At 60.8% G+C, this 26,043-nt stretch carries 25 protein-coding genes; 19 read left to right on the top strand and 6 right to left on the bottom strand.

From position 1 onward, the window contains the following. Positions 1-4 precede the first annotated feature (4 nt). Positions 5-817: an inner membrane protein YpjD gene (locus HX815_RS05165; protein ID WP_010176828.1), complete on the bottom strand. Its 813-nt coding sequence runs from the start codon at positions 815-817 to the stop codon at positions 5-7. A 234-nt stretch (positions 818-1,051) separates the two neighbouring features. On the opposite strand from HX815_RS05165, the gene ffh reads away from it, so the two are divergent. The 12 genes from ffh to HX815_RS05105 all read left to right on the top strand — a co-directional run bounded on the left by ffh (position 1,052) and on the right by HX815_RS05105 (position 14,956). Further along, positions 1,052-2,428 (top strand): signal recognition particle protein, encoded by a 1,377-nt coding sequence (gene ffh / locus HX815_RS05160; RefSeq protein ID WP_003209589.1) that lies wholly within the window; start codon positions 1,052-1,054, stop codon positions 2,426-2,428. A 250-nt stretch (positions 2,429-2,678) separates the two neighbouring features. After that, entirely contained in the window at positions 2,679-2,930 is a 252-nt protein-coding gene (gene rpsP / locus HX815_RS05155; RefSeq protein WP_003209587.1) for a 30S ribosomal protein S16, read from the top strand. A 5-nt stretch (positions 2,931-2,935) separates the two neighbouring features. Next, positions 2,936-3,472: a ribosome maturation factor RimM gene (rimM, locus tag HX815_RS05150; protein ID WP_003175898.1), complete on the top strand. Its 537-nt coding sequence runs from the start codon at positions 2,936-2,938 to the stop codon at positions 3,470-3,472. Positions 3,473-3,515: 43 nt separating this feature from the next. After that, positions 3,516-4,226 carry a tRNA (guanosine(37)-N1)-methyltransferase TrmD gene (gene trmD, locus HX815_RS05145; RefSeq protein ID WP_236260845.1) on the top strand — a complete coding sequence of 237 codons (711 nt, stop codon included), beginning with the start codon at positions 3,516-3,518 and terminating at the stop codon, positions 4,224-4,226. A gap of 45 nt (positions 4,227-4,271) precedes the next feature. Continuing rightward, complete coding sequence (gene rplS / locus HX815_RS05140; RefSeq protein ID WP_003175895.1) at positions 4,272-4,622, top strand: 50S ribosomal protein L19; 351 nt, start codon at positions 4,272-4,274, stop codon at positions 4,620-4,622. 84 nt (positions 4,623-4,706) lie between these two features. Further along, positions 4,707-5,120 (top strand): acyl-CoA thioesterase, encoded by a 414-nt coding sequence (locus HX815_RS05135; protein WP_016977715.1) that lies wholly within the window; start codon positions 4,707-4,709, stop codon positions 5,118-5,120. 136 nt (positions 5,121-5,256) lie between these two features. Continuing rightward, positions 5,257-6,153 (top strand): site-specific tyrosine recombinase XerD, encoded by an 897-nt coding sequence (gene xerD / locus HX815_RS05130; RefSeq protein WP_003209584.1) that lies wholly within the window; start codon positions 5,257-5,259, stop codon positions 6,151-6,153. A gap of 154 nt (positions 6,154-6,307) precedes the next feature. Beyond that, complete coding sequence (gene dsbC / locus HX815_RS05125) at positions 6,308-7,039, top strand: bifunctional protein-disulfide isomerase/oxidoreductase DsbC (RefSeq protein WP_003209582.1); 732 nt, start codon at positions 6,308-6,310, stop codon at positions 7,037-7,039. Between the two features lie 126 nt (positions 7,040-7,165). Further along, entirely contained in the window at positions 7,166-8,470 is a 1,305-nt protein-coding gene (locus HX815_RS05120; RefSeq protein ID WP_177027900.1) for a homoserine dehydrogenase, read from the top strand. A gap of 67 nt (positions 8,471-8,537) precedes the next feature. Further along, positions 8,538-9,947 carry a threonine synthase gene (gene thrC, locus HX815_RS05115; RefSeq protein WP_003209579.1) on the top strand — a complete coding sequence of 470 codons (1,410 nt, stop codon included), beginning with the start codon at positions 8,538-8,540 and terminating at the stop codon, positions 9,945-9,947. A gap of 109 nt (positions 9,948-10,056) precedes the next feature. Beyond that, positions 10,057-13,638, top strand: a complete 3,582-nt coding sequence (locus HX815_RS05110; protein ID WP_177027899.1) for a transporter substrate-binding domain-containing protein — start codon at positions 10,057-10,059, stop codon at positions 13,636-13,638. Positions 13,639-13,711: 73 nt separating this feature from the next. Then, positions 13,712-14,956 carry an EAL domain-containing protein gene (locus HX815_RS05105; protein ID WP_003209575.1) on the top strand — a complete coding sequence of 415 codons (1,245 nt, stop codon included), beginning with the start codon at positions 13,712-13,714 and terminating at the stop codon, positions 14,954-14,956. Here the strand turns inward: HX815_RS05105 and HX815_RS05100 are convergent. Then, positions 14,925-15,578, bottom strand: a complete 654-nt coding sequence (locus HX815_RS05100) for a response regulator transcription factor (RefSeq protein ID WP_003209573.1) — start codon at positions 15,576-15,578, stop codon at positions 14,925-14,927. The two genes, HX815_RS05105 and HX815_RS05100, sit on opposite strands and share 32 nt — an antisense overlap. Positions 15,579-15,728: 150 nt before the next feature. After that, positions 15,729-15,929, bottom strand: coding sequence for a hypothetical protein (locus HX815_RS05095; protein ID WP_003209572.1), 201 nt, complete (start codon positions 15,927-15,929; stop codon positions 15,729-15,731). Between the two features lie 302 nt (positions 15,930-16,231). Between HX815_RS05095 and HX815_RS05090 the strand changes: the two genes are divergently transcribed. After that, positions 16,232-16,516 (top strand): DUF3509 domain-containing protein, encoded by a 285-nt coding sequence (locus HX815_RS05090; RefSeq protein ID WP_003209570.1) that lies wholly within the window; start codon positions 16,232-16,234, stop codon positions 16,514-16,516. A gap of 171 nt (positions 16,517-16,687) precedes the next feature. On the opposite strand, the gene HX815_RS05085 is transcribed toward HX815_RS05090, so the two are convergent. Together HX815_RS05085 and HX815_RS05080 are read right to left on the bottom strand one after the other, a co-directional pair. Then, complete coding sequence (locus HX815_RS05085; RefSeq protein WP_003209569.1) at positions 16,688-17,566, bottom strand: TIGR02285 family protein; 879 nt, start codon at positions 17,564-17,566, stop codon at positions 16,688-16,690. Then, positions 17,566-18,765, bottom strand: a complete 1,200-nt coding sequence (locus tag HX815_RS05080) for a CaiB/BaiF CoA-transferase family protein (RefSeq protein WP_177027898.1) — start codon at positions 18,763-18,765, stop codon at positions 17,566-17,568. Before HX815_RS05080 ends, HX815_RS05085 begins: the two co-directional genes overlap by 1 nt. A gap of 145 nt (positions 18,766-18,910) precedes the next feature. Between HX815_RS05080 and HX815_RS05075 the strand changes: the two genes are divergently transcribed. The 6 genes from HX815_RS05075 to HX815_RS05050 all read left to right on the top strand — a co-directional run bounded on the left by HX815_RS05075 (position 18,911) and on the right by HX815_RS05050 (position 24,203). Then, positions 18,911-19,453: a YaeQ family protein gene (locus HX815_RS05075; RefSeq protein WP_003209567.1), complete on the top strand. Its 543-nt coding sequence runs from the start codon at positions 18,911-18,913 to the stop codon at positions 19,451-19,453. Positions 19,454-19,639: 186 nt separating this feature from the next. Continuing rightward, a complete protein-coding gene (gene recJ, locus HX815_RS05070) occupies positions 19,640-21,349 on the top strand; it encodes a single-stranded-DNA-specific exonuclease RecJ (RefSeq protein WP_177027897.1) in 1,710 nt (569 codons plus the stop codon). A gap of 151 nt (positions 21,350-21,500) precedes the next feature. Further along, positions 21,501-22,607 carry an NADH:flavin oxidoreductase/NADH oxidase gene (locus HX815_RS05065; protein WP_177027896.1) on the top strand — a complete coding sequence of 369 codons (1,107 nt, stop codon included), beginning with the start codon at positions 21,501-21,503 and terminating at the stop codon, positions 22,605-22,607. Between the two features lie 192 nt (positions 22,608-22,799). Next, a complete protein-coding gene (locus tag HX815_RS05060) occupies positions 22,800-23,300 on the top strand; it encodes an ATP-binding protein (protein WP_177027895.1) in 501 nt (166 codons plus the stop codon). Beyond that, positions 23,284-23,820 (top strand): GNAT family N-acetyltransferase, encoded by a 537-nt coding sequence (locus tag HX815_RS05055; protein ID WP_102368201.1) that lies wholly within the window; start codon positions 23,284-23,286, stop codon positions 23,818-23,820. The genes HX815_RS05060 and HX815_RS05055 overlap by 17 nt, the downstream gene beginning before the upstream one ends. Positions 23,821-24,017: 197 nt before the next feature. After that, positions 24,018-24,203, top strand: coding sequence for a hypothetical protein (locus HX815_RS05050; RefSeq protein ID WP_003209560.1), 186 nt, complete (start codon positions 24,018-24,020; stop codon positions 24,201-24,203). Between the two features lie 45 nt (positions 24,204-24,248). Here HX815_RS05050 and HX815_RS05045 read toward each other — a convergent pair whose 3' ends face one another. Beyond that, the gene (locus tag HX815_RS05045) at positions 24,249-25,874 is read right to left on the bottom strand and encodes a glucan biosynthesis protein D (protein WP_177027894.1); all 1,626 of its coding nucleotides are present in this window, start codon (positions 25,872-25,874) and stop codon (positions 24,249-24,251) included. Between the last annotated feature and the right edge of the window lie 169 nt (positions 25,875-26,043).

The following is a 26,043-nucleotide window of genomic DNA, read 5'->3' as shown; positions in this document are numbered from 1 at the left end:
CCCGTCAGATATGCAGGATGTATTCGCGAACCAGCTTGCTGCCGAAATAGGCCAGCATCAGCAGGCAGAAACCGGCCAGGGTCCAGCGGATCGCCTTGTGCCCGCGCCAGCCGAGACGGTTGCGGCCCCACAGCAGCACGCTGAACACCACCCAGGCCAGGCACGCCAGCAGGGTTTTATGCACAAGGTGCTGGGCAAACAGGTTCTCGACGAACAGCCAGCCGGAGATCAGCGACAGCGACAGCAGCGTCCAGCCGGCCCAGAGGAAGCCGAACAGCAGGCTTTCCATGGTTTGCAGTGGCGGGAAGTTCTTGATCAGCCCCGACGGGTGCTTGTGCTTGAGCTGGTGGTCTTGCAACAGCAGCAGCAAGGCCTGGAACACCGCGATGGTGAACATGCCGTAGGCGAGGATCGACAGCAGGATGTGGGCGAGGATGCCCGGCTCTTCATCAATGACCTGCACGGTGCCGGTCGGTGTGAATTGCGCCAGCAGCACCGTCAGCATCCCGAGCGGGAACAACAGCACCAGCAGGTTCTCCACCGGGATCCGGTAGCAGGCCATCAGGGTCAGCGCGATCACCGCGGCGGCAATCAGGCTGGCAGCGCTGAAGAAATCCAGGCCCAGGCCGACCGGCGTCATCAAGTGCGTGAACAGGCTGGCGGCGTGAGCCAGCAGGGCGAGGACGCCAAGGCCTACCAGCAGGCGTTTGTCGGCCTTGGCGCCTTGGGCCAGACGAGTGCCCTGATAGAGGGTCGCAGCGGCATACAAGATGGCGGCGGCGAGGCTGGGTAGCAAACTGGGTGACAAAGGGAGCATAAATCCTGTTAAGCAGGCCCGAAAGGCGCTGAGTTTGGCATACACCTGCGTAACACGAAAGACTCTCAGGCCAGACAGCGGGTGTGCATGGCGACAGTCTTCGCTATAATCCGCGACCTGCCCACGCCGCAGGCTCGCCGAGCGCTGTTTTTAATAGCGATTTACCACAGCCTGGGCCGCCATTACCTCGGTCTAACAATGCATTTCGATGAATAGGGCCTGAAAGGATCGCGCATGTTTGAAAATCTGACTGACCGTCTCTCGCAGACGCTGCGCCATGTCACCGGCAAGGCCAAGCTGACCGAGGACAATATTAAAGACACCCTGCGTGAAGTGCGCATGGCGTTGCTGGAAGCCGACGTCGCCTTGCCGGTGGTGAAGGACTTCGTCAACTCGGTCAAAGAGCGCGCGGTCGGCACCGAAGTGTCCCGCAGCCTGACGCCGGGCCAGGCCTTTGTGAAGATCGTCCAGGCCGAACTCGAAAGCCTGATGGGCGCGGCCAACGAAGATTTGAACCTCAGCGCCGTGCCGCCAGCCGTTGTGCTGATGGCCGGTCTGCAAGGTGCGGGCAAGACCACCACCGCCGGCAAACTGGCGCGCTTCCTTAAAGAGCGCAAGAAGAAGTCGGTGATGGTGGTGTCTGCCGACGTTTACCGTCCGGCGGCTATTAAACAGCTGGAAATGCTTGCGGGCGAAGTGGGCGTGACCTTCTTCCCGTCCGACCTGAGCCAGAAGCCGGTCGATATCGCCCAGGCGGCTATTAAAGAAGCCAAGCTGAAATTCATCGACGTGGTCATCGTCGATACCGCCGGTCGCCTGCACATCGACGAAGAGATGATGGGCGAGATCAAGGCGCTGCATGCCGCGATCAACCCGGTAGAAACCCTGTTCGTGGTCGACGCCATGACCGGCCAGGATGCGGCCAATACCGCCAAGGCCTTTGGTGATGCACTGCCGCTGACCGGTGTGATCCTGACCAAGGTCGACGGCGATGCCCGTGGCGGTGCCGCCTTGTCGGTACGCGCCATTACCGGCAAGCCGATCAAGTTCATCGGTATGGGCGAGAAGAGCGAAGCGCTCGAGCCGTTCCACCCTGAGCGTATCGCCTCGCGTATCCTCGGCATGGGCGACGTGCTCAGCCTGATCGAGCAAGCGGAAGCGACCCTCGACAAGGACAAGGCCGACAAGCTGGCTAAAAAGCTGAAGAAGGGCAAGGGCTTCGACCTCGAAGACTTCCGCGACCAGCTGCAACAGATGAAGAACATGGGCGGCCTCGGCGGCCTGATGGACAAGCTGCCGAACATCGGCGGCGTGAACCTGGCGCAAATGGGCAATGCCCAGGGCGCGGCAGAGAAGCAATTCAAGCAGATGGAAGCCATCATCAATTCCATGACCCCGGCCGAGCGCCGCGACCCTGAGCTGATCAGCGGTTCGCGCAAACGTCGGATCGCCATGGGTTCCGGTACCCAGGTGCAGGACATCGGTCGCTTGATCAAGCAGCACAAGCAGATGCAGAAGATGATGAAGAAATTCTCCGCAAAAGGCGGGATGGCCAAGATGATGCGCGGCATGGGCGGTATGTTGCCCGGCGGCGGCATGCCAAAAATGTAAAGAATTCGAGCAGAAGTTCGCTTCTGCTCCGACCCGCAGGGATGCGGGATCTCCAGCAAACCCGCCATTGGCGGGAGCTGACTTGCCGTTTTAACCGACGGCTCTATAGCAGATCTGAATGGCACGCTGATAGGCGCCAGAAAAAGACATTTGCAAAAGTCCGGATATTCCTTAGAATATGCGGCCTTTCGGGCACCTATGCCCGCTGTGCATTTAGATTTGCAGCACCGACTACAGGAACGATGTTCACATGCTAACAATCCGTCTTGCCCTTGGCGGCTCCAAAAAGCGCCCGTTTTACCACTTGACCGTAACTGACAGCCGCAACCCACGTGACGGCTCTCACAAGGAACAAGTTGGCTTCTTCAACCCGATCGCTCGTGGTCAAGAAGTCCGTCTGTCCGTGAACCAAGAGCGCGTAGCCTACTGGCTGAGCGTTGGTGCACAACCTTCTGAGCGCGTTGCTCAGTTGTTGAAGGATGCATCTAAGGCTGCGGCCTGAGCAATATGAACGCGACGCCAGCGGTAGCTGATGATTTGATCGTTATCGGCAAGATTTATTCTGTTCATGGCGTTCGCGGCGAAGTGAAGGTGTATTCCTTTACTGATCCGACTGAAAACCTGTTGCAGTACAAGACCTGGACGCTCAAGCGCGAAGGTAGTGTGAAACAGGTAGAGCTGGTCAGTGGACGCGGGAGCGACAAGTTCCTGGTCGCAAAGCTCAAGGGTCTTGATGATCGTGAAGAAGCTCGTCTTCTGGCCGGTTATGAGATCTGCGTGCCGCGCAACCTGTTCCCTGAATTGACCGACGGCGAGTACTACTGGTACCAGCTGGAAGGTCTGAAGGTCATTGATCAACTCGGGCAATTGCTCGGGAAAATCGATCATCTTCTGGAAACCGGCGCCAATGATGTAATGGTGGTCAAGCCTTGCGCTGGCAGCCTGGATGATCGCGAACGCCTGTTGCCCTATACCGAGCAATGCGTGTTGGCCGTCGACCTGGCAGCGGGCGAGATGAAGGTGGAATGGGACGCGGACTTCTAACGTGGCTAACCTGCGCGTTGAAGTGATCAGTTTGTTTCCCGAGATGTTTTCCGCCATCAGCGAGTACGGCATCACCAGTCGGGCGGTGAAACAGGGGCTCTTGCAGCTCACCTGTTGGAACCCGCGAGACTACACGACGGATCGACATCACACTGTGGACGATCGCCCATTTGGCGGTGGCCCGGGCATGGTGATGAAGATCAAGCCCCTGGAAGATGCGTTGGTTCAGGCCAAGGCAGCCGCCGGGGAGAAGGCGAAGGTAATTTACCTGTCCCCTCAAGGCCGTCAGCTGAATCAGTCGGCGGTACGCGAGTTGGCGAATCTGGAAGCATTAATCCTGATTGCCGGTCGCTATGAAGGCATTGACGAGCGGTTTATTGATGCTCATGTCGATGAAGAGTGGTCGATTGGGGACTATGTCCTGTCTGGCGGCGAGCTGCCGGCGATGGTCCTGATAGATGCGGTTACACGACTGCTGCCTGGAGCTTTAGGGCATGCGGACTCCGCGGAGGAAGATTCCTTCACGGATGGTTTGCTGGATTGCCCGCACTACACCCGACCGGAGGTGTATGCGGATCAGCGTGTTCCCGACGTATTGCTAAGTGGCAATCACGCACACATCCGGCGTTGGCGTTTACAGCAGTCCCTCGGGCGGACCTATGAACGACGCGCCGATCTTCTGGAAAGCCGCTCGCTTTCTGGAGAAGAGAAGAAGCTGCTCGAGGAATACATCCTCGGGCGGGACGATAGTTAACAACGTATCGATGGTAGGTCCGACGACTTACCTTAGGAGCACAGCATGACTAACAAAATCATCCTTGCACTCGAAGCAGAGCAGATGACCAAAGAGATCCCTACCTTTGCCCCGGGCGACACCATTGTCGTTCAGGTGAAAGTGAAGGAAGGCGACCGTTCGCGTCTGCAAGCGTTCGAAGGCGTGGTAATTGCCAAGCGTAACCGTGGTGTGAACAGTGCTTTCACTGTTCGTAAAATCTCCAACGGTGTTGGCGTAGAGCGTACTTTCCAGACCTACAGCCCGCAAATCGACAGCATGGCCGTTAAACGTCGCGGTGACGTACGTAAAGCCAAGCTGTACTACCTGCGTGACCTGTCCGGTAAAGCAGCTCGCATCAAGGAAAAACTGGCTTAAGTCCAGCTTCCCGATGCAGAAAAAAGCAGCCTACGGGCTGCTTTTTTGTTGCCTGAAATTTGTCTATTTCCCCGGTACTTATTCATGACTACTCGCCTCGAAGAAATTCAGCGTCGTACTGACCTCTCCGTTACCCATGTGACCAAAGCCGTTTTTCCACCGACTACCAACCATCACAACACGCTGTTCGGCGGCACCGCACTGGCATGGATGGACGAAGTGTCGTTCATTACGGCTACGCGTTTCTGCCGCTTGCCGCTTGTAACGGTCTCCACCGACCGTATCGATTTCAATCACGCGATACCGGCGGGCTCCATCGTTGAATTGATCGGACGGGTGATCAAGGTGGGCAACACCAGCCTCAAGGTCGAGGTGGAAGTGTTTGTCGAAAGCATGAGCGCTGACGGACGAGAAAAGGCCATCCAGGGTGTGTTCAGTTTTGTCGCGATTGATGCTGACAAACGACCGGTGCCCGTGCTGCCAGGGTTTGCCGACTGATCCTGGATCGAGTCGCTTTTGTGGCAAGGGAGCAAGCTCCCTTGCCACAGATTATTTGCCCGCTTTCATTGATGTGTAGCGGCCCGTGCTGCGATAGGATCTACCCGACATCGCCATTTTCCCTGCTTGAGCCCTCATGTCCGCCATCGACCACCCCCAGATAGACCGCTTCCTCGACGCCCTCTGGCTGGAAAAAGGCCTGTCGGACAACACCCGCCAGGCTTACCGCAGCGACCTCGCGTTGTTCAATGGCTGGCTGCAGGAGAAAAACCTCGAGCTGCTCGACGCTGGTCGCGAGCTGATTCTCGACCACCTGGCCTGGCGCCTGGAGCAAAACTACAAGCCTCGCTCTACTGCGCGTTTTCTCTCAGGCGTGCGTGGCTTCTATCGCTACCTGCTGCGGGAAAAGCTGATCGCTGTCGACCCAACCCTGCAAATCGACATGCCACAGTTGGGCCGGCCACTGCCCAAATCCCTGTCGGAAGCCGACGTCGAAGCCCTGCTCGCAGCCCCCGACCTGAGCGAAGCCATCGGCCAGCGCGACCGCGCCATGCTGGAAGTGCTGTATGCCTGCGGCCTGCGGGTCACCGAGCTGATCAGCCTGACCCTGGAACAGGTCAACCTGCGCCAGGGCGTATTGCGCGTAATGGGCAAGGGCAGCAAGGAGCGCCTGGTGCCCATGGGTGAAGAGGCGATCGTGTGGATCGAACGCTACATGCGCGACGCCCGAGCCGAGTTGCTCAACGGTCGGCCCAGCGATGTACTGTTTCCCAGCCAGCGCGGCGAACAGATGACCCGCCAGACCTTCTGGCATCGCATCAAGCACCAAGCCAAGGTTGCCGGCATCGGCAAGTCGCTGTCGCCCCACACCCTGCGCCACGCGTTCGCCACGCATTTGCTCAACCACGGCGCGGATTTGCGCGTGGTTCAAATGCTCCTGGGCCACAGCGACTTATCCACCACCCAGATCTACACCCACGTGGCGCGGGCACGTTTGCAGGAGATGCACGCCAAGCACCATCCCCGTGGATGAAAAACACTTCGGAAAAAGCCCAATTTCCCCGCGACTGGCTGCCCTGCGGCCCAACTGTGGTAGGCTTTGCCGGTTCGCAAAGGGGACGGCCCAAACCCGTGTTTGAAGATCGGTGTTCCTGCTCCCGTCCCTGCATCTGCCTTCAGGAGTTCCCATGCGCTTGACCCAGATTTTTGCCATCGCAGCCATTGCGTTGGTCTCAACCTTTGCCGTCGCCGACGACGCCGCAGAGAAGACAATCCGCAAGAGCCTGGAAGCCCTCCAGCTCGACACCCCGATTGAAAGCATCAACGCCAGCCCGATGGCCGGCCTGTACGAAGTCAAGCTCAAGGGCAGCCGCGTGCTGTACGCCAGTGCCGATGGCCAGTACATCGTCCAGGGCTACCTGTTCCAGCTCAAAGACGGCAAGCCGGTGAACCTCACCGAGAAAGCCGAGCGCCTGGGCGTGTCCAAGCTGATCAACGGTATTCCGGTGGCTGAAACCGTGGTTTACCCGGCCATCGGCGAAACCAAGACTCACATCACCGTGTTCACCGACACCACCTGCCCGTACTGCCACAAGCTGCATGCCGAAGTGCCTGAGCTGAACAAGCTCGGTGTTGAAGTGCGCTACGTGGCGTTCCCGCGCCAGGGCCTGGGTTCGCCGGGTGACGAGCAGTTGCAAGCCGTCTGGTGTTCGGCCGACAAGAAAGCGGCCATGGACAAGATGGTCGATGGCAAGGAAATCAAGGCCGCCAAGTGCGCCAACCCGGTTTCCAAGCAGTTCGCCCTCGGCCAGTCGATTGGTGTGAACGGTACGCCGGCCATCGTTTTGGCTGACGGCCAGGTGATTCCGGGCTACCAGCCTGCGCCGCAAGTTGCCAAACTGGCACTGAACGCAAAGTAAGCATTATCGTCGAGCCTTGACGATCATGATCCGCCGACAGTTCGGCGGGTCATTAATAGAGAGCCGCAGTTGTGCGGCTGTTTTCACGGCCGACCTTGAGTCGGCCGTTTCATGGGGAGTTCTTCAGTGAAACCGGTCAAAGTAGGCATCTGTGGGTTAGGGACCGTCGGTGGCGGCACCTTCAACGTACTTCAGCGTAACGCTGAAGAAATTTCCCGCCGTGCAGGGCGTGGGATTGAAGTGGCACAAATTGCCACGCGTACGCCAAAGCCTCAGTTCCAAACGACCGGTATTGCGATTACCAACGATGTCTTCGAAGTCGCCACCAACCCTGAAATCGATATCGTCATCGAGCTGGTAGGCGGCTACACCGTGGCCCGCGAGCTGGTGCTCAAGGCTATCGAAAACGGCAAGCATGTGGTCACTGCCAACAAGGCGCTGATTGCCGTGCACGGTAACGAAATCTTCGCCAGGGCCCGCGAGGAGGGCGTGATCGTGGCATTCGAAGCCGCCGTGGCCGGTGGTATCCCGGTGATCAAGGCGATCCGTGAAGGCCTGTCCGCCAACCGTATCAACTGGGTGGCCGGCATCATCAACGGCACCGGTAACTTCATCCTCACCGAAATGCGCGAGAAGGGCCGTACCTTCGAAGACGTGCTGGCCGAAGCCCAGGCCCTGGGTTACGCCGAAGCCGATCCGACCTTCGACGTGGAAGGCATCGACGCTGCCCACAAGCTGACCATCCTGGCGTCCATCGCCTTTGGTATCCCGCTGCAGTTCGACAAGGCCTACACCGAAGGCATCACCAAGCTGACCACCGCCGACGTGAACTACGCCGAAGCCCTGGGGTACCGCATCAAGCACCTCGGTGTGGCGCGCAGCACCCCGGCCGGTATCGAGCTGCGTGTGCACCCGACACTGATCCCGGCCGACCGCCTGATCGCCAACGTCAATGGCGTGATGAACGCCGTGATGGTCAACGGTGACGCTGCCGGTTCCACCCTGTTCTACGGCGCCGGCGCCGGCATGGAGCCGACCGCTTCGTCTGTGATCGCCGACCTGGTGGACGTGGTGCGTGCCATGACCAGCGACCCGGAAAACCGCGTACCGCACCTGGCCTTCCAGCCGGACTCGCTGTCGGCCCACCCGATCCTGCCGATCGAAGCCTGCGAAAGTGCCTACTACCTGCGCATCCAGGCCAAGGATCATCCGGGCGTGCTCGCTCAGGTGGCCAGCATCCTGTCGGAGCGCGGCATCAACATTGAATCGATCATGCAGAAGGAAGTCGAAGAACAAGACGGCCTGGTGCCCATGATCCTGCTGACCCACCGTGTGCTGGAGCAGCACATCAACGACGCCATTGCCGCGCTTGAAGCGTTGCAGGGCGTGGTTGGGCCGGTGGTGCGGATTCGCGTCGAACACCTGAACTAATCGTTTTGCGGCAAGGGCCCCACGCGTTCGGCGGCCCTTGTTCAAGCATGCTCTAGAGGAGCCAGTCATGCGTTATATCAGCACCCGCGGCCAGGCACCGGCCCTGAATTTCGAAGACGTTCTGCTGGCCGGTCTGGCCACTGACGGCGGCCTGTACGTGCCGGAAAACCTGCCACGCTTCACCCAGGAAGAAATCGCTTCGTGGGCCGGCCTGCCGTACCACGAGCTGGCGTTCCGGGTCATGCGCCCGTTCGTCACCGGCAGCATCCCGGATGCGGATTTCAAGAAGATCCTGGAAGAAACCTACGGCGTGTTTTCCCACAGCGCCATCGCCCCGTTGCGTCAACTGAACGGCAACGAATGGGTCCTGGAGCTGTTCCACGGCCCAACCCTGGCGTTCAAGGATTTCGCCCTGCAACTGCTGGGTCGCCTGCTGGACTACGTGCTGGAAAAACGCGGTGAGCGCGTGGTGATCATCGGCGCTACTTCCGGTGATACCGGCTCGGCGGCGATCGAAGGCTGCAAGCACTGCGAAAACGTCGACATCTTCATCCTGCACCCGCACAACCGCGTGTCGGAAGTGCAGCGTCGGCAGATGACCACGATCTTCGGCGAGAACATCCACAACATCGCCATCGAAGGCAACTTCGATGACTGCCAGGAAATGGTCAAGGCCAGCTTCGCCGACCAGAGCTTCCTCAAGGGCACCCGCCTGGTAGCGGTGAACTCGATCAACTGGGCGCGGATCATGGCCCAGATCGTCTACTACTTCCATGCGTCCCTGCAGTTGGGCGGCCCGGCGCGTTCGGTGTCGTTCTCGGTGCCAACCGGCAACTTCGGCGACATCTTCGCCGGTTACCTGGCACGCAACATGGGCCTGCCGATCAACCAGTTGATCGTCGCCACCAACCGCAACGACATCCTGCACCGCTTCATGAGCGGCAACCAGTACGTCAAGGAAACCCTGCACGCCACACTGTCGCCTTCGATGGACATCATGGTCTCGTCGAACTTCGAACGCCTGCTGTTCGACATGCACGGTCGCAACGGTGCTGCCCTGGCCGGCCTGATGGACAGCTTCAAGCAAGGTGGCGGTTTCAGCGTCGAGCAGGAGCGCTGGACCGAAACCCGCAAGCTGTTCGACTCCCTGGCGGTGGACGACGCAGAAACCTGCGAGACCATCGCTGAAGTCTACGCCCAGACCGGCGAGCTGCTGGACCCGCACACCGCCATTGGCGTCAAGGCCGCGCGCGAATGCCGCCGCAGCCTGGACATCCCGATGGTGATTCTCGGCACCGCGCACCCGGTCAAATTCCCGGAAGCGGTAGAGAAGGCCGGGGTTGGCAAGGCGCTGGAATTGCCGCCGCACCTCACCGACCTGTTTGAGCGTGAGGAGCGTTGCACGGTATTGGCCAATGACCTGAAAGCGGTACAGGCGTTTGTCAGCCAGCATGGCAATCGCGGCAAGCCACTCTGAGCCAACGGCTTTGCGTGGTGGATCAAGCCCGTCTTCGTGACGGGCTTTTTCATTCTGGCGAGCCATACTTGCGCGGCGACCAACAAGAATAATCAAGGAAACCCAACCGGTGTATTTATCGACCCGAGCACACGCGTGGCTGGCATGTGTGCTGCTGCTTGGCCATGGTTCGGCAAGCCTCGCGGCTGTCAGCCTGCCGTTCAAGCTGGTGCCGGCGTTCATTGCCCTGGAGCCCATGCCCCTGACGGCCAGCGAGCAGCAATGGCTGGCGGCCCATCGGCCACTGAGAGTGGGCATTTCGATTGATGACTATCAGCCGATCGATATCACCCGCGACCGCAATCGCTACCAGGGCATCAGCGCCGATTACCTGAGCCTGATCGGCGCGCGTCTGCATGCACCGATGCAAGTCCTGGGTTTTGCCGAGCGGGCGCAGGCGGTGGAGGCCCTGCGGAGCGGCGCCATCGATATTCTCACCAGTGCCAACGGTTACGAGCGTGATGTGTCGGGGTTGCGCTTTACCGAAGACTACATGCCGGACCGCTCGGTGGTGGTCGTGCGCCGGGATGACAGCACCCAGAACGAGGACCTCAAGGACAAGAAGCTGGTGTTGCTGGACGGTTACGCCAACGTCAAGAACGTCCATCAGGCGTATCCCGGCAGCCACATCATGCTGGCACCGAATCTCTACAGTGGCCTCGAAGCGCTGAAGCAAGGTGATGCCGATGCGTTTATCGGCAACGAAGTGATCGTGCGCGCCTATAAATCGCTACGGCCCTACCTGGGCTTGCAGATCAAGGTGGAAAGCCGGCTGGCGCCCATCGGCTTTGCCTTTGCCACGCGGGAGGCCGACCCGCTGTTGGGGACGCTGATGGACCGGGCGCTGGCGAGTATTGATGAGTCTGTGCGGCGGGAGATCCTTGCGCGCTGGACCACCGGACTGGGGGTGGGCATTGCCGCCGAGCGCATCGCCTTGTCGGCCCCGGAGCGGGCCTGGGTACTTCAGCATCCGCATGTGGTGGTGGCGTCCCAGCAACTGTCTCCCTATGTATTCAAGGACAAGGACGGCCAGTGGGTGGGGCTGAATGTGGACTTGCTCAACCGCATTTCACGCATGACCGGCCTGCAGTTCGTGATGGAGGAAGTGTCCTCCACGGCACAGACCCTGGGGTTGCTGGAAACGGGCAGGGCGGACATGAACACCACCCTGGCCGAAAATCAGGAGCGCAAGGCCTTTCTCGATTTCAGCCATGGGTTCGGGGGCTCAGGCTGGGTGTTTATCCAGCGCGCTGACGCACCGCCAGTGGCCAGTTTGAGCGAGCTTTCAGGCAAGGTGCTGGCGCTGCCGGCACGCCATGTCCTGGAGGGGTACATTCGTCGCGAGCACCCCGGGATCAAGCTGCAATCGGTGGATAACTACGTCCAGGCCCGGGAGCTGGTAACGCAGGGGCGCGCGGCGGCGACTATCCAGAGTGAAGTGGAAGTGCAGAGTTACCCGGCCGATGAGTTGCGCATCGGCCGCAGTGTCGAGGGCAAGTGGTCGGCCAACAGCCTGTCGGTGCGCAAGGATCAACCGGAACTGCTGAGCATTTTGAACAAGGCGCTGGAAGCGCTGCCGGTCGCGGAATTGAGCGCCCTGCGTTTGCGTTGGCTGGGGAGCGTACCCGTCCCGGTGCCGGCCTGGCAGCGTGTGCCGCCATGGGCCTACTGGACGGTCGCCATGGCGCTGCTGTTTGTGCTGGTGTCCCTGGCCTGGAACAGCCGGCTCAAGCGCCAGATTCGCCAGCGCCTCCAGGCCGAGCAGCGGCTCAACGACCAGTTGGCGTTCAAGCGCGCGCTGCTGGACGGCATGCCCAACCCGGTATTTGTGCGTGATCTGGAAGGACGCCTGGTGACCTGCAACACCAGCTATGAACAACAGTTGAACACCCGGCGCGAGCAGATCCAGGGCCTGACGCTGATGGAAAGCGGGCTGATGCCTGACGCTACGGCCGCGCGCCTGCATGCCGGCCACATGGAGCAATTGGCGAGCCAGCAGTCGCTGTTCGTCGACCGGCAGCTGGAGTTCAATGGCGGGGCGTTTCATGTGTATCAGTGGACGGTGCCGTTCTTCGACGCCAAGGGCCAGCTCCAGGGTTTGCTCGGTGGCTGGGTCGATATCAACGAGCGCAAGGTCCTGGAGCTCCAGCTGATGGATGCGCGGCAGGCCGCTGACGAAGCGAACTACGCAAAAAGCGCGTTTCTCTCGACCCTGAGCCACGAGATTCGCACGCCGATGACCGCCATTATCGGTCTGCTCGAGCTGGAGCAGGAGCGTGCCCAGGCTGAAGGCAAGACAGTGTCTGAAGCCCTGCGAGTGGCCCATCGCTCGGCGCGTGAGTTGATTGCCCTGATGGGTGACAGCCTCGACCTGGCCAAGATTGAAGCCGGTCATCTGCAACTGGCGCCGCAGGCCACTGACTTGAAAGGTTTCTTCGAGGGCATACAGCGCTTGTTCGAACCCATGGCGCAGAAAAAGGGCCTTCACCTGACCCTGGCATTCGACCCGAGCGCGCAAGGGTATTACTGGTTCGACCCGCTGCGCCTGCGTCAGGTTATCCATAACCTGTTGGGCAACGCGCTCAAGTTCACCTCGCGCGGCGAGGTTCGGGTCAGTGTTGTGCGCAAGCTTGACCCGGCGGGGGCCGAATATTTGCACCTGTGTGTGGAGGACAGCGGGCCGGGCATTGGCGTCGAGCAGCAGGCGCGAGTGTTCAAGCCGTTTATCCAGGTCAGCGCGCGGACGGCTGCCGAGCACGGCGGCACGGGACTGGGCTTGAGCATCTGCCAGCAACTGGTGGAATTGATGGGAGGCAGCATCACCCTGAGCAGCGTGGTGGGAGAGGGCACGGTGGTGTGCATCGACCTGTACCTGGATCGGGTCAGCAGTGACGACGTGCCAGCATCTGCCGGTGTACCGCTGCTGGTGGCCGGCCGCAACCTGTCGGTGTTGGTGGTGGATGACCTGCCGGCCAATCGGCTGGTGCTGGTTCAGCAGTTGCAGTTCCTGGGTCATCAAGTAGTGGCCGTCGACTCGGCCGAAGCGGCCTTGCAGCGTTGGCATCATGAGGTGTTTGACGTCATGGTCACCGATTGCAATATGCCGGGCATGTCCGGCTACGCCTTGAGTGAGGCCATCCGCCGGCTTGAAGCCCAGGAGCAACGGCCACGCCTGGCGCTGGTGGGTTGCACGGCGAATGCCCTGGATGATGAACAGCAGCGCTGCCGGGAGGCGGGAATGGATGAACTGCTGGTCAAGCCCGTGACCCTTGAGCACTGGACGCGTGTGCTCGCCCGCGTCGTGCCTGCACGCTCTTTCAGCATCCAGACCCTGCGCACCATGACCCAGGCCGACGGACCGGTTTTGCAGCGGATGCTGCAGGAGCTGGCGAGGAGCCTTGAGCAGGAGCATAACCTGATGGCCTCCGCCATGGCGGACCACGACCAGGTCCGGCTGGCCGCCTCGCTGCACCGCCTGAAGGGCATATGCTGCCTGGTGGATGCGTTGCCGCTGGCCAAGGCCTGTATGGCGCTGGAAGGGTGTATTCGGGAGCAGCGCAACGCTGAGATTGAAATGCATTGGTTAGCGCTGCGCGAAGCATTGATCGAATTCCAGGTCGAGCTTGAGGCTTATCTGGACCCGTCCGAATAAGACATGTCCTATGGGGAAGGCGCGGGGTTTTTATTAGTCTGTGCACCCTCGCTTCTCCCCGGTAACGTTTTTCATGCGCTCCCTCAACGTCCTGATCCTCGAAGATAACCCGTTCCAACTGATGGCCCTGCATCAGATGCTCAACGCCAACGGCGTATTCAATGTACGCACGGCCGAAACGGTCGACGCCGCTCGCCAGTCACTGGAGAGCAAGGGCGCGGTGGACATCGCGATTTGCGATCTGTACCTGGAGCAGGGTGATGGCCTTGAGCTGATTCGGGAAATGGCCGAGCGCCGCCAGGCTCAGGTGTTGATCCTGCTGAGCAACGCCGAGCCGGATGTGCTGGAAGGCGTGGCGCACATGGCCCGACAGTTGGGGCTCAACGTGCTCGGCTGCCTGCCCAAACCGGCGTCGGCAACGCTGATCGGGAAAGTCCTCGAGGCGTGCCGGGAACGCTTGCGGCCCGGGCCGCCGGTGGTGTCCTGGGAGCGGGTGCGCCAGTTGCTGGACTTGAGTGAGTCCGAGCAGTTGCCGCCTTCGGCGGATCTGAGCCAGGTCGCTATCGCCCGCTGCGGCACGGTCTGGTATCAGCCCATTGTCAGCCAGGCGGGCGCGTTGCAAGGTGTCGAAGCGCTGGCCCGCTGGCAGCTTCCTGACGGCGAGTTGCTGTTGCCTGACGCGTTTCTGCCGGTGCTGGAGTTTGCCGGAATGGAAGAGGCGTTTACCTGGCACGTGCTGGAACAAGCGCTGGGCCAGGCGGCACACGTCATGCGCGAAACCGGGCAGGTGCTGCCGGTGGCGGTGAATATCCCGGGGCGGATGCTGGAGCGTCCGCACTTTCCCCAAGTGCTGCAAGGCTTGCTGCAACTTCACGGCGTGCCCGCCCGTGGCCTGACCCTGGAACTGGTGGAAACCTCGCGCCTGAACACCGACAGCGCCCACGTCACCGGCTTGCTGCGTTTGCGGATGATGGGGTGCAAGCTGTCCATCGGTGATTTCGGCGTGGGCGGCACCAGCCTGCAACGCTTGCTGGAATTGCCCTTCAGCGAATTGAAGATCCCGCCGGCGTTTGCCAGCGGCATGGCCAGGGACGATCGCAAGGCGGCAGTGGTTGCCGGCGCCATGAGCATGGCGAGGCGACTGGGTGTGGGTGTGGTGGTGACCGGGGTTGAAAGCGCCGCCGACTATCACGCGGTAAGTGAACTGGGGGCTGCGTGGTTGCAAGGCTGCTTTATCGCCGGCCCCATGGACGCCGAGGCGCTGAAGCAGTGGATCGCGTTTCAGGCTAGGCCAGCCCGTGTTCCTGCACATAGATAAACAGCGCGGCGTCGTTGCTCAGGCCCAGCTTGCGCATGGCGCTGACCTTTTGTGCACTGACGGTTTGCTTGCTGCGATGAAGATTCGCGGCGATCTCGCCTACCGTCAGGCCGCCGGCCAGCAGGCGGATGACTTCCAGTTCACGGGGTGATAGTTGATCCTGGGAGTGCACACGCTCGACGCCTGCCAGGTTCAGTGACTGACTGATGGTCTGGGCCACATAACGTCGCTGCTGGCGCACCTGACGGATTGCTTCAGGCAATTCGTCTGCGAGACTGGCCTTGCTCAGCAGGCCCATGACACCCAACTCCAGGATGGCGTGGAACAGGCCGGCGTTGTTCAGCATGGTCACCACCACGATGGGCAGGCCCGGGTGATGCCGGCGCAGTTGTTCGATCAGGCGCAAGCCGTCGGCCTGGGGCTCGGCGGGCATCATGAAGTCGGTCACCAGAATGTCGCAGGCACAACGTTGCAGCAGTTCGCCAAGGGCCTGGGGTGAGTTGGCTTCACCGACGATGGTTAGCCTCTCGTCACGTTCCAGGACCGCCCGCAGACCGATGAGGAAAATCGGGTGGTCGTCGGCGAGGACGATGCGCAATGGCTTGTCAGACGTTTCGTTCAATACAGGCTCCCGGGGTAATTCGGGGATTCTAGCCTGTTAACGCAGGAGAGGCTCTGAAGGTGGGTTCTACAAAGGCGTAAAAAACGCCGCGTCCCCGTCCGTGGGGCAGCGGCGTTTTTCGTTTCTGGCAGGCCCGGCCGGAGCGATCGTTTAGGCGAGTAGTTTTTGCGCCACTGCCATTACGGTTCCGACAGCCGTGAAGAAGCCGATGGCGATACCAACGGGATACCAGAAATTCTCTCGGGTTATCTTGTGGGACTCTGCGTTTAGCTTGCGTTGCTCGGCATAAATTCTGGATATGTCGGCGTGAATCTTCTCTAGTATTGCCTGCTCTTTTTCGTGTTCCAGCATGGTCTTCGTCCTTCGCAACGGGGCCTCTTGGTATGCGCTGTTTATCGATGTGCCGGCATGATCAGCACTCACCGAGTATAGGATTCACCCTCGGCATCAGCGCCAAAACGGCAACTCATTGAGTAAGCAGTTATGTGCTGCCGTTTTTTGCTTGTCATGTTGCAAGCGCATGCTGGACACGTCATCCCCCGGCAACCCTTGAAAGACGAAAAAGCGAACTTTCCTACGACGCAAATAGTCACTTAGGATAGATGCAGCTCCCGTTTACACGATTGTTTCCGAACTATTGAGTGGTGATCGAGATGGAAAGTATCAGCCTATTGCTCGGTGAAGCACTGAGCCCTTATCAGGTCACGCTGACCACCTCGGGTGTGCAGGGCGAATGCCTGGTGACCGTAAAGAATCCGGCCGGTGCCATCGTGGTCGAACGAGAAGTCGACCAGGCACAATTGACCGACAAGCGTGCATTGGTGGATGTGGTGGACTGTTTGCACCGCGACTTGATGATTGCCGAAGGACGCCTGGAACCCTCGGTCATGGCGGCCCTGCGCAATGCGGCCCTGACTCGGCCGATCGCCTGCGCATGAAGATTTATTTTTGTTGGGAACCTTCCTACGGCAAGGTGAGTCAGATTTTGTAACAGCGAGATCAAGCATTGTGCTCCGGTGCTTGTGGCTCGTTGTTACTGGTCTTTTTAGGCCCTTATTAACCCCGAGTTGTCTCCCCACTGCTCGGGGTTTCTTTTTGCCTGCGATTTGTCATGGGCTCGGGGCATCCTGGAAAAACGTCGGGTGGTCTTGCAGGTATTGCTCACGCATGACCGGGTCGAGCCATGAGGCGTAGGACTGTCGCAGTTGCTCCTGCGGGATCTCGCGCAGCACCTGATTGATCCGCTCGATAGCCGTGCGGCCTGAGGCGTTATCCGTGCAGGCAATCCGGGTCAGTTGATAGGGCGGGGTGCCTTTGATGGGGTAGAAGATCAGCTCTTGTGGATCAATGCCTTGTTGCAGCGCCTGGTAGCGCACTTCTGTCCAGTAACCCAGCACCGCTTCCAGCCGCCCCTTTCGTTGCATCTGCAGCAGGCTGCCGAGGGCGTCATTGCCGTAATGCGGTGCCAGTTTGTGAGCACTGGTGTGCTTCAGCGCTTCATCGATGATGGCGCCGTAGCTGCGTTCGGCGATGATGCCAAGGCGCGCATCCCGTGCATTCAAAAATGCCTCCAGGTCGAACCGTCCATCCACCACAAACGGCGCCAGCAGCGCCCGCTGACCCTGGCGGATCGTCACCCCGTTGCTCACGGCCGCGAAGGCCTGGGCGGAAAACACGATGGTTTTAGCGCGCTCCGCCGTCCATAGCAGGGACGGGTCGCAGGTAAGCGTGCCGGGGTCGCGGAGCATCTGCATGCCGCGCGCGCGGTTCACGTGGAGGATCTGATGTCGATACTCCGGCATGTGTTCGGCGAGTATCGGCAGCAGTTGGTCGAGGGCGCCCTGGCCTTTTTGCGGGCCTTCGAAAATCGTCACTGGCGGCAGGTCACGCAACAGCCAGATCAAGGTTTCCTGGGCCTGGCTCGACAGTGGCCAAGTCCCGAGCAGTGAACCCAGGAGGCAGAGTCGAATGATGAAGCGCCGGCCCATCAGATCGCGCCGTTCTCACGCAGGCGAGTAACGGCGGCCGCATCGTAGCCCAATTCAGCGAGCACCACGCTGTTGTGCTCGCCCAACTGCGGTCCGACCCATTCACAACTGCCCGGTGTGTCCGACAGTTTGGGCACGATGCCGGGCATCTTGAAGTCCTTGCCGCCCGGGAGCTGCGCCTTGAGGAACATCTCGCGGGCCAGAAACTGCGGGTCTCCCAGCATGTCTTGCGCGCTGTAGATGCGGCTGGCGGGCACTTCGGCCTTGTTCAGCTGTTCCACCACTTGCTCAAGCGGCAGCGAGTTGACCCAGCGATCAATCACCCCGTACAGCTCATCGCGCCGGCTGTCGCGGCCATCGTTGCTGGCCAGTGCCGGGTCGTTGGCCAGGTCGTCGCGACCAATGGCTGACATGAAGCGCTTGAAGATCGCGTCGCCATTGGCGCCGATCTGCACATGCTTGCCATCTTTGCTGGTGTGGATCGAGGAGGGCGTGATGCCGGGCATGATGTTGCCGGTGCGCTCGCGGATAAAGCCGAACACGTCGAACTCCGGGATCATGCTCTCCATCATCGCGAAGATCGCCTCATACAGCGCCACATCCACCACCTGGCCGAGCCCGCCATTCACTTCACGATGACGCAGGGCCATCAGCGCCCCGATCACGGCCCACAACGCCGCGATCGAGTCCCCGATGGAAATCCCGGTGCGCACCGGCGGGCGGTCCTCGAAACCGGTGATGTAACGCAGGCCCCCCATGGATTCGCCCACCGCGCCAAACCCTGGCAGGTCCTTCATCGGCCCGGTCTGGCCAAAGCCCGAGAGGCGTACCATCACCAGTTTCGGGTTCAGGGCGTGCAAGGTTTCCCAGCTCAGGCCGAGCTTTTCCAGCACGCCAGGGCGAAAGTTCTCAATCAAAATGTCGGCATCCGCCAACAGTTGCTTGAGGATCGCCAGGCCGTCCGGGTGTTTCAGGTTCAGGGTCAGGGATTTCTTGTTGCGCGCCTGCACAAACCACCACAGCGAGGTGCCTTCATACAGCTTGCGCCACTTGCGCAGCGGGTCGCCGCCATCCGGGGATTCGACCTTGATCACCTCGGCGCCGAACTCGGCGCAGATGCGCGACGCAAACGGGCCGGCGATCAAGGTGCCGAGTTCGATGACTTTCAGGCCGGCAAGTGGTTTGGCGGTAAACGACATGAGGAACCTTTCGGGCAGGGCAGGGATGTGAGCCTTTTAACATAGGCGAGTGGCGCAGTGATAAGGATGATGCAGCGCAGTATTCGTTGAATCACCTCGCCATCGGTTAGACTTGCCGCCTTTCCCTGTCTCTAGAAGTCCGTTCATGGCCCAGCCGTCCACGACCTACAAGTTTGAACTCAACCTCACCGACCTTGACCGTTCGGTGTACGAGAGCGTCAAGCAGACCATCGCCCGCCACCCTTCGGAAACCGAAGAGCGCATGACCGTGCGTTTGCTGGCCTACGCGCTTTTCTACAACGAGCAGCTGTCTTTCGGTCGTGGCCTGTCAGATGTAGACGAGCCGGCGCTGTGGGAAAAAAGCCTGGATGATCGCGTCCTGCACTGGATCGAAGTCGGCCAGCCGGACGCGGACCGCCTGACCTGGTGTTCCCGCCGTACCGAACGCACGACCTTGCTGGCCTACGGCAGCTTGCGCGTCTGGGAAGGCAAAGTGGTGCCGGTGGCGAAGAACCTGAAAAACGTGAGCATCGCCGCCGTACCCCAGGAAATCCTGGAAGTGCTGGCCAAGGACATGCCCCGGGTGATCAAGTGGGACGTGATGATCAGCGAAGGCACGATCTTCGTGACCGATGACCGTGGGCAGCACGAAGTCCAGCTGGAATGGCTGGCTGGCGAGCGCGGCTGAAACGTCGATAACTGATTGGACGCTGGTCGAGTGTGGGAGCTGTCGAGCTTCAGCGAGGCTGCGATGCAGGCGCTGCGGTCTGACAGGTACACCGAGGTGATCCCATCGCAGCCTCGCTGGGGCTCGACAGCTCCTACAAGGGATCACCGCTAATTTTCAACATTAAAGAGAAGCTTCCGTCACCCCATGCGTATCGATCCTCGCCCGTTGCCCGCCGTCCTGCCATTCCTCGGTGAATTGCCACCGTTGTTGACCCGTCTCTACGCCGCACGCGGGGTGCAATCGGAAGCCGAGCTGGATAAAAGCCTGGCGCGGCTGATCCCGTATCAGCAGCTCAAGGGCATCGATGCCGCGGTGGACTTGCTGGTGACGGCCCTGGAGCAGCGCCAGCGGATCCTGATCGTGGGTGACTTCGACGCCGACGGCGCCACCGCCAGCACCGTGGGCACCCTGGGCCTGCGCTTGTTGGGCGCCGCCCATGTCGACTACCTGGTGCCCAACCGTTTCGAATACGGCTACGGCCTGACCCCGGAAATCGTCGCCGTGGCCCTGCAGCGCCAGCCACAGCTGCTGATCACCGTGGACAACGGTATCTCCAGCGTCGAAGGCGTGGCGGCCGCGAAAGCGGCGGGGCTCAAGGTGCTGGTTACCGACCACCACTTGCCGGGCGACGAACTGCCCGCAGCCGACGCCATCGTCAACCCGAACCAGCCGGGCTGTGAATTCCCCAGCAAGGCCCTGGCGGGTGTGGGCGTGATCTTCTACGTGCTGATGGCCCTGCGTGCGCGCTTGCGCAGTTTGGGTTGGTACGAGAACAAGCCGCAGCCGAATATCGGCGAACTGCTGGACCTGGTGGCCCTGGGCAGCGTGGCCGACGTGGTCCCGCTGGACGCCAACAATCGCATCCTGGTCTACCAGGGCCTGGAACGCATTCGCGCCGGTCGCGCCCGGCCGGGGATCAAGGCGATCCTCGAAGTAGCCAAGCGCGATCACGCCCGCATCACCTCCACCGACCTTGGTTTTATCCTCGGCCCGCGCCTGAACGCCGCCGGGCGCCTGGATGACATGAGCCTGGGCATCGAGTGCCTGCTCACCACGGATTTCGCCGCCGCCCGGGAAATGGCCGCGCAACTGGACGGCATGAACCAGGACCGCAAGTCCATCGAACAAGGCATGCAGCGCGAGGCCCTGGCCCAGCTCAAGGACTTGCCGGTGGAGTCGATGCCGTATGGCTTGTGCCTGTTCGACCCGGAATGGCACCAGGGCGTGATCGGCATCCTCGCCTCGCGCATGAAAGAGCGTTACTTCCGCCCGACCATCGCCTTTGCCGACGCCGGTGACGGCCTGCTCAAGGGCTCCGGGCGCTCCGTGCCGGGTTTTCATATCCGTGACGCGCTGGCCGTGGTGGCCAGCCAGCATCCGACGCTGATCGCCAAGTACGGCGGCCACGCCATGGCGGCGGGTCTTACCTTGCCCGAGGCCAACTTCCCACTGTTCGCCGAGGCCTTTGACGCCGAAGTGCGTCGGCAACTGCGCGAAGAAGACCTGACGGGCCGGCTGCTGTCCGACGGCACCCTGGCGATTGAAGAGTTTCACCTGGAACTGGCCCGCGCCCTGCGCAACGCCGGGCCGTGGGGCCAGCATTTCCCAGAGCCGTTGTTTCACGGGGTGTTCCAACTGGTGGAGCAGCGCGTCGTCGGCGAGCGCCATCTGAAGGTGGTGCTCAAGAGCGAGTGTGGATCGGTGAAGCTCGATGGCATTGCTTTCGGCATCGACCGTGAGATCTGGCCCAACCCCACCATTCGTTGGGTGGAACTGGCCTACAAGCTCGACGTGAACGAGTTCCGTGGCCAGGAAACCGTGCAACTGATGATCGCGCATATCGAGCCGCGCTGAACCCTGTGCAATCCTCTGTTGTCGACTAGTCTCTAAGCACTGTGTGATCGGTCTTGTGACCTTGTCTTATTTCAGCCCGCCGGGGACGGGTTTTTCGTCGACCTTTCAAACAGAACCCTGGAGCCTGCCCACTGCATAAAAGAGGTGCCCCATGAGTCTGCTGCTTGAACCCTATACCCTGCGCCAACTGACCCTGCTCAACCGCATCGCCGTTTCGCCGATGTGCCAGTATTCCAGCGTCGATGGCCTGGCCAATGACTGGCACCTGGTGCACCTCGGCAGCCGTGCCGTCGGTGGCGCCGGGCTGATCTTTACCGAAGCCACCGCCGTGACTGCCGATGGCCGCATCACCGCCCAGGACCTGGGCCTGTGGAACGACGAACAGATCGAACCGCTGCAACGCATCACGCGCTTTATCAATGCCCATGGCGCGGTGGCGGGCATTCAACTGGCCCACGCCGGGCGCAAAGCCAGCACGCACCGGCCATGGATCGGCAAGCACGGCAGCGTCAAGCCGGAAGATGGCGGCTGGGTGCCGGTGGGCCCCTCGCCGATTGCCTTCGATCCGCAGCACACTTCCCCCAAGCAACTCGATGAAGGGCAGATCCAGCAAGTGATCGCTGACTTCGTCGCTGCCGCCAAGCGCGCGTTGACCGCCGGTTTCAAAGTGGCGGAAATCCATGCCGCCCATGGCTACCTGTTGCATCAATTTCTTTCGCCCCTGAGCAACCAGCGCCAGGACCAGTACGGCGGCTCGTTCGAAAACCGCATCCGCCTGGTGCTGCAAGTGACCACGGCGGTGCGTGAGGCCTGGCCGCAAGAGCTGCCGCTGTTTGTACGGGTCTCGGCCACCGATTGGGTCGAGGACGGCTGGAACCCGGATGAAACCGTCGAACTGGCGCGCCGCCTGAAAGACCTGGGCGTCGACCTGATCGACGTCTCCTCGGGTGGCACCGCGGCCAATGCGGAAATTCCTACCGGGCCCGGCTACCAGACCCGCTTTGCCGAGCGTGTGCGCAAAGAGTCGGGAATCGCCACCGGCACCGTGGGCATGATTACCGAGCCCGCCCAGGCCGAGCACATCTTGCGTACCTGTCAGGCCGATATCATTTTCCTCGCCCGTGAACTGTTGCGTGACCCGTACTGGCCACTGCATGCCGACGATGACCTGGGCGGGCGCAAAGCGACCTGGCCGGCGCAGTATCAGCGGGCTACGCATCGCGACCAGCCGATTCATGAGTCGGACTTGCGGGATTAACCTTGCGTAGGAAAACGCCTGAAGCTAATGTCGAAACTATGACTCTATTACTGAACGCCTCGATTATTCCCACCCTCCAGGAGAGGGTGGGCTGACGCGTGCTGGAAAAGCATGAAAAACCCGCCCTTGATCCGGCGGGTTTTTTATTGCCCGCCGATCACCGGCCAAGCCCTGCGACACAAGGAGAAGCTCATGTTGCACCTGATCTGCGGCAAAATCGCAGCCGGTAAATCGACCCTGACCCAACAGTTGTCGCAGGGCTCCCAGGCGATCCTGATCAGTGAGGATGAGTGGCTGTCACACCTCTATCCCGGACAAATTCACGCCCTGGGCGACTACGTGCGCTGCACCGGCCACCTGCGTGATGCGTTGACGGCGCATATCATCGCGTTGCTCGGGGCCGGCCTGTCGGTGGTGCTGGATTTCCCGGCGAACACGTTGGCCAGTCGCCGCTGGATGCGCTCACTGTTCGAAGGCGCAGGCGCTGACCATCAATTGCACTACCTGGATGTGCCGGACGAGGTCTGCAAGGCACGCCTGCGTGCGCGCAACGCGGAGGGTACCCACGCGTTCGAAACCAGTGACGCCCAGTTCGACTTGATCACCGGCTATTTCGAAGCACCGACACCTGCGGAAGGCTTCAACCTTGTTCACCATCAACCCTTGGAAGCACAGCATGTTGATCAAGCGTGACCTGACCGAAAAGGACCTGCCGTTGCTGGCGCTGATTGACCGTACCGAACGGATCGAGGCGTGCTATCGCGTGGAGCACGGGGAGTTGCTGCTGTACCCCGAGCACCACGACATGCGCGGCTGGCCCGAAGGCGAAGCCGAGCAGGATGCCGTGGCCTTGCAGGCGTGCCTGAAGCGCGGAGGGTGGCTGCACGGAGTGTTTGACGATGAGAAGCTGCTGGCGGCCGTGGTGCTGGACAACCGGGTTATCCTCAACCAGGGCCTGCGTATGCGCCAGCTCAAATTCCTGCATGTGAGCCATGGGGCCCGTGGCCTGGGCCTGGGTGGCCAGCTGTTTGCCCTGGCCTGTGAACACGCCCGCGCAGCCGGGGCCGAGGCGTTGTACGTATCGGCCACGGAATCGCGCAATACGGTGGAGTTCTATCTGCGGCTCGGCTGCCGGTTGCTCAAGCAGCCGGATCCCGAGCTGTTTCAACAGGAGCCGCACGACATCCACCTGTACCGGCCGCTTGTGGGATAACGCTGTAGGTCATTGCCCTGCAAGCGTTTTTTTAAGTGATTACTCTAAAAAAGTCCCACGCCCGGCAAGATAGTTTCTACGCTTAAGGTAAGCATGATTTCTGGCCCAGGAAATCAGCTTGTTGATCCTCGCAGGTCGCATCGCGGGATGGGGTTATGGGCAACCAGGAGCAGTTGATTGATACGAGGAGACAGTCCATGGCCAAGTCTTATGGTGTAGCGGGGGTGTTGTCGTCTTTTCTGGCCCGCAGGATGTCGCTGCGCAGCCGACGCCTGAGTTCGGACGAAGAGCAATTGCTGGAACAGTACCGCGCCCTGACCGAGAGTGATCAGGTGGCGATGCGGTACTTGATTGGGGCGATGAAGAGTATTTCGCGGTTCTGAAGATCCCGAAGGGGCGTTCCCACGCGAGCGTGGGAACGTTCGGTATCAGGTGTACTTGCGCTTGTCTGGTGCAGGTGGGAAGTATTGGTACAGCCAGGTTTCGCTCAAGGTGCGGTCCTGGGTGCGGATGAACAGCCGCAGTTCAACCGGCTCGACGCTGTCGCTGGTCGGGTACCAGTCAAACAGAATTCGATAGCCCTTGATGGCATCCAGTACCAACACGCTGAAGTCTTTGACCTCACCATGGGAGCAGGTCACCACCGGCTCGATCCCGGTGCCTTCAGGCAAACGATCCAGCCCGCCGCCGTTGAAGTCCACGGCAAAACGCCGCGCCCAGACTTCGGGGTAGTGCTCGCCCGGTGCCCAACCTTCGGTGAAACCGCCCATGCCCGAACGGGTGGCATTGACCTGCGCCAGTGGCGTGCTGACCGGCGGCAGGGCGCTCCAGTAGAGCTTGTAGCCGTAGTTCAGGGATTCGCCGGCAGCGACGGGCTTCTTCGGGGTCCAGAAGGCCACGATGTTGTCCAGGGTCTCGCCGGTTGTAGGAATTTCCAGCAGATCGATAGAGCCTTCGCCCCACGCAGTAGTAGGTTCTACCCACAGGCTTGGGCGTTTGCTGTACCAGTCCACCGTGTCCTGATAGCTGGCGAACTCATGATCGGTCTGCACCAGGCCGAAGCCTTTCGGGTCGGTGTCGGCAAACGCGTTGAATTGCAGGGTAGCCGGGTTGTTCAGCGGGCGGCAGATCCACTCGCCATTGCCGCGCCACATGGCCAGGCGATCCGAGTCGTGGATTTGCGGGTGAATGGTGTCGCACATCCGCCGCTCAACGGTGCCGCAGCTGAACATGCTGGTCATCGGTGCGATGCCCAGTTGCTCGATGGCGGTACGCGCATTGATATGGGCGTCGATGGCCATTACCACCTGGTTGGCCTGGCAGTCGATATCGAAGCGATAGGCACCAGTGGCGCTCGGCGAATCCAGCAGGGCGTAGACCACGAAGCGGGTGCTGTCCTTGTTCGGGGTTTCGAACCAGAACTTGGTGAAGTCCGGGAATTCCTCGCGCTTTTTCGCGTAGGTGTCGATGGCCAGGCCGCGTGCGGAAAGGCCGTACTGGCCGGTGGAATCAACCGCACGGAAGTAGCTGGCGCCGAGGAAGGACAGCACGTCGTGGCGGTCCAGTTCCGGGGCCTTGAACAGCTTGAAGCCGGAGAAACCCAGGTCGCCGGTCAACTGCTTGGTGTCTACCGTGGTTTTTTCATAGTTGAACAGCGAAGGGCGGAAGTGCACCTCGCGGGCCTGGCGGGTTTTCGGGTCGACGCTGTACATGCGCACCGGCGTCTTGAAGCCCATGCCGACGTGGAAGAACTGCACGTCCAGTTGGCCGTTCAATTCTTTCCACAGCGAATGCTTGCCGTCGTAGCCGATGGCGTTGAAATTCTGCGGGGTCATGGTCGCCAGGGTCGGCGGCAATACCTGCTTGGTGTCCTGGTAGCGATTGCTTGCCAACTGCTTGGCCTGGATCTTCAGGGCCTCGAAATCGAAGGACTGGGCCTCGCCATCAGCGGCGCGGTTGCCCGCCCAGGCCTGGGCGGCCAGCAGGCCACTGGCCGACAGACCGGTGTAAGCCGCGATGGCCATGGACGCTTTGAGCAAATTCCTGCGGTGCATAAATACAACCTGTCGTGAACAATCCCGCGCCGTTCCTGGCACGTGCTGGATCAAGGAAAACGGTTCGGACATGCCTTCGGCCAAACGCAACGGACATTAAACAGATACCAAATAGCTTAAGCGGTTCGGTGCGCAAGGAAAAATGATTGATGGCGGGTTGATGGCGCTG

The organism is Pseudomonas sp. E6002, assembly GCF_013385565.1.
Taxonomy (GTDB): Bacteria; Pseudomonadota; Gammaproteobacteria; order Pseudomonadales; family Pseudomonadaceae; genus Aquipseudomonas.
The sequence above is the reverse complement of the archived record's forward strand: the minus strand, read 5'-3'. Positions and strand labels throughout refer to the sequence as shown.

Excerpts from the sequence above, each read along its gene's own strand:
- HX815_RS05165 (WP_010176828.1), bottom strand. The coding sequence starts at position 817 with ATGCTCCCTTTGTCACCCAGTTTGCTACCCAGCCTCGCCGCCGCCATC.
- ffh (WP_003209589.1), top strand. The coding sequence starts at position 1,052 with ATGTTTGAAAATCTGACTGACCGTCTCTCGCAGACGCTGCGCCATGTC.
- rpsP (WP_003209587.1), top strand. The coding sequence starts at position 2,679 with ATGCTAACAATCCGTCTTGCCCTTGGCGGCTCCAAAAAGCGCCCGTTT.
- rimM (WP_003175898.1), top strand. The coding sequence starts at position 2,936 with ATGAACGCGACGCCAGCGGTAGCTGATGATTTGATCGTTATCGGCAAG.
- trmD (WP_236260845.1), top strand. The coding sequence starts at position 3,516 with ATGTTTTCCGCCATCAGCGAGTACGGCATCACCAGTCGGGCGGTGAAA.
- rplS (WP_003175895.1), top strand. The coding sequence starts at position 4,272 with ATGACTAACAAAATCATCCTTGCACTCGAAGCAGAGCAGATGACCAAA.
- HX815_RS05135 (WP_016977715.1), top strand. The coding sequence starts at position 4,707 with ATGACTACTCGCCTCGAAGAAATTCAGCGTCGTACTGACCTCTCCGTT.
- xerD (WP_003209584.1), top strand. The coding sequence starts at position 5,257 with ATGTCCGCCATCGACCACCCCCAGATAGACCGCTTCCTCGACGCCCTC.
- dsbC (WP_003209582.1), top strand. The coding sequence starts at position 6,308 with ATGCGCTTGACCCAGATTTTTGCCATCGCAGCCATTGCGTTGGTCTCA.
- thrC (WP_003209579.1), top strand. The coding sequence starts at position 8,538 with ATGCGTTATATCAGCACCCGCGGCCAGGCACCGGCCCTGAATTTCGAA.
- HX815_RS05105 (WP_003209575.1), top strand. The coding sequence starts at position 13,712 with ATGCGCTCCCTCAACGTCCTGATCCTCGAAGATAACCCGTTCCAACTG.
- HX815_RS05095 (WP_003209572.1), bottom strand. The coding sequence starts at position 15,929 with ATGCTGGAACACGAAAAAGAGCAGGCAATACTAGAGAAGATTCACGCC.
- HX815_RS05090 (WP_003209570.1), top strand. The coding sequence starts at position 16,232 with ATGGAAAGTATCAGCCTATTGCTCGGTGAAGCACTGAGCCCTTATCAG.
- HX815_RS05085 (WP_003209569.1), bottom strand. The coding sequence starts at position 17,566 with ATGGGCCGGCGCTTCATCATTCGACTCTGCCTCCTGGGTTCACTGCTC.
- HX815_RS05080 (WP_177027898.1), bottom strand. The coding sequence starts at position 18,765 with ATGTCGTTTACCGCCAAACCACTTGCCGGCCTGAAAGTCATCGAACTC.
- HX815_RS05075 (WP_003209567.1), top strand. The coding sequence starts at position 18,911 with ATGGCCCAGCCGTCCACGACCTACAAGTTTGAACTCAACCTCACCGAC.
- recJ (WP_177027897.1), top strand. The coding sequence starts at position 19,640 with ATGCGTATCGATCCTCGCCCGTTGCCCGCCGTCCTGCCATTCCTCGGT.
- HX815_RS05065 (WP_177027896.1), top strand. The coding sequence starts at position 21,501 with ATGAGTCTGCTGCTTGAACCCTATACCCTGCGCCAACTGACCCTGCTC.
- HX815_RS05060 (WP_177027895.1), top strand. The coding sequence starts at position 22,800 with ATGTTGCACCTGATCTGCGGCAAAATCGCAGCCGGTAAATCGACCCTG.
- HX815_RS05055 (WP_102368201.1), top strand. The coding sequence starts at position 23,284 with ATGTTGATCAAGCGTGACCTGACCGAAAAGGACCTGCCGTTGCTGGCG.
- HX815_RS05050 (WP_003209560.1), top strand. The coding sequence starts at position 24,018 with ATGGCCAAGTCTTATGGTGTAGCGGGGGTGTTGTCGTCTTTTCTGGCC.
- HX815_RS05045 (WP_177027894.1), bottom strand. The coding sequence starts at position 25,874 with ATGCACCGCAGGAATTTGCTCAAAGCGTCCATGGCCATCGCGGCTTAC.